We start from the raw sequence: 2,086 nt of genomic DNA on the forward strand, positions 1-2,086 counted from the left end.
ATAAACGGTAAACACCCTTCCCCCGCGCGCGCTAAAAGACAAAAGACACGGCGCGGGCGGCTCAGCCCAGGAGCTTCGCCACCACCCGGTCGAGCACCCGGATGTCCTCCGGCGGCAGCGCGAGCAGCGCGTCCGGCGGGGTGGTGAGGATCCCGGTGGCGATCGCGGCCTTCGCCTCGCCCTCCTCGGTGAGGTGGACCAGCTTGGACCGCCGGTCGACCGGGTTGGCGATGCGCTCGGCGAGGCCGCGCCGCACCAGGTCGTCCACGATGACGCTGGTGTACGGCGGGTCGGCGGCCAGCCGCTCGGCCAGCTCCCGCAGGGTGATCGGGCCGGCGGCGAGCCGGCGCAGCGCCCTGACCCGGCTGAAGCTCATGCCGAGGGCTTCGGCGACGCTCTTGCGGCGGTTGTAACGTTCCAGCACGAGGGCGTTCATCCCCTGCCAGACCCGGGCCGCCGTTGCGGCCTCGACCCCGCTCCCCTCCGGGTGCCCGCCGCTGTCCAGGCGCTCCATCAGGCGTCCACCGTCCCCTTCGTCCGCTCGGATTCCTCGGCCGCCTCCTCGGCAGCGAGCCGCTGCGCCGCGCGTTCGGCCGTCGCCCGGGCCCAGCGGCCGGAAGTGAGCGTACCGGCGACCAGGACGGCGGCCCCGCAGCCGGCGATGATCCACCACGCCGTCCGCGCCGCCCCGGTGAAGGCCGCCGGGTCCGACAGGGCCGCCCCGGCCATCAGGGCACCGGTCACCGCGACGCCCAGGGACTGGCCGACCTGACGGCTGGTGGAGGCCACGGCCGCCGCCACCCCGGCCTGCGAGCGGGGCATCCCGGAGACGGCGGTGTTCGTGATCGGGGCGTTGACCAGGCCGAATCCGGTGCCGAAGAGCAGGAAGGCGAGGACCAGCAGCCCGGTCGACAGGTGAGCGGAGTAGCCGACCGCCTGGAGCACGGCGCTCGCGGTCAGCGCCGTCCCGGCCAGCAGCAGCGGGGTACGCGGCCCCCTGCCGGCGACCATCCGGCCGGACAGCGGCGCGGTGAGCAGCGACATGACCGCCATCGGCAGCATGAACAGCCCGGCGTGCAGCGGGTCGAGCCCCCGGACGTCCTGGAGGTACAGCGAGCTGAGGAAGAGGAAGCCGCCGAGGCCCGCGAAGGCGGCGACCGCGATCACGGTGGCGCCCGAGAAGGGCGCGGAGCGGAAGAACCGCAGGTCGATCAGCGGGTCGGTGCGCCGGGGTTCGTACCACAGCAGGCCCAGCAGGGCGCCCAGCGCGGCCGCCGTGCAGCCGAGCACCACGGGCGAGGTCCAGCCGCGCTCCGGCGACTCGATGATCGCGTAGGTGAGGGCGGCGAGAAGCACGACCACCAGCAGCTGGCCGACCGGGTCCACCCGGCGGGTGCGGGCCGCCCGCGACTCCGGTACGTAACGGGTGGTGAGGAAGAGCGCGGCCAGGCCGATCGGGACGTTGATCCAGAAGATCGCCCGCCAGCCGGCCGACTCCACCAGCGCCCCGCCGATGATCGGCCCGGCGGCCATGCTGATGCCCACCACGCCGCTCCAGACGCCGATCGCGCGGGCGCGCTGGCGGGAGTCGGTGAAGGTGTTGCTGATGATCGACATGGCGACGGGGTTCAGCATCGATCCGCCGACCGCCTGGAGCATCCGCGCGGCGATCAGCCAGCCGAGTCCGGGGGCCAGGCTGCACAGCAGGGAGGCCCCGGTGAACACCACCAGCCCGATCCGGAAGACCCGACGGCGGCCGATCCGGTCGGCGGTCGATCCGGCGAGCATCAGCAGGCTCGCCAGCACCAGGGTGTAGGCGTCGACCGTCCACTGCAGTCCGGACACCGAGGTGTCCAGGTCGCGACGGATCGCGGGCAGGGCCACGTTCAGGATGGTGTTGTCGAGGCTGACGATCAGCAGGCTCATGCAGCAGATGGCGAGCACGAGCCAGGGCCGCGGTCGAGCGGCATCGGGCATGACGAACGCTCCATGATTATTTGTGTTGTTGTAATCATTGTGAGCATACAACTAACACGGGGAACGGCTCCACCGCGCAAAACGGCCGCGCCCCGCCGATCTCCTCGGC

2 protein-coding genes are annotated in these 2,086 nt (G+C 72.3%); both read right to left on the reverse strand.

The genetic code is table 11. The features are described from left to right. Nucleotides 1-61: 61 nt before the first annotated feature. Nucleotides 62-514 carry a MarR family winged helix-turn-helix transcriptional regulator gene (locus tag ACFU6K_RS37700; protein WP_380670974.1) on the reverse strand — a complete coding sequence of 151 codons (453 nt, stop codon included), beginning with the start codon at nucleotides 512-514 and terminating at the stop codon, nucleotides 62-64. Further along, a complete protein-coding gene (locus ACFU6K_RS37705; RefSeq protein WP_380670976.1) occupies nucleotides 514-1,977 on the reverse strand; it encodes an MFS transporter in 1,464 nt (487 codons plus the stop codon). The genes ACFU6K_RS37700 and ACFU6K_RS37705 overlap by 1 nt, the downstream gene beginning before the upstream one ends. Nucleotides 1,978-2,086: the final 109 nt, after the last annotated feature.

This window comes from Kitasatospora sp. NPDC057512, assembly GCF_042802135.1.
GTDB lineage: Bacteria > Actinomycetota > Actinomycetes > Streptomycetales > Streptomycetaceae > Kitasatospora.

Coding starts and splice junctions, on each gene's coding strand:
- ACFU6K_RS37700 (WP_380670974.1), bottom strand. CDS start 514: ATGGAGCGCCTGGACAGCGGCGGGCACCCGGAGGGGAGCGGGGTCGAG.
- ACFU6K_RS37705 (WP_380670976.1), bottom strand. CDS start 1,977: ATGCCCGATGCCGCTCGACCGCGGCCCTGGCTCGTGCTCGCCATCTGC.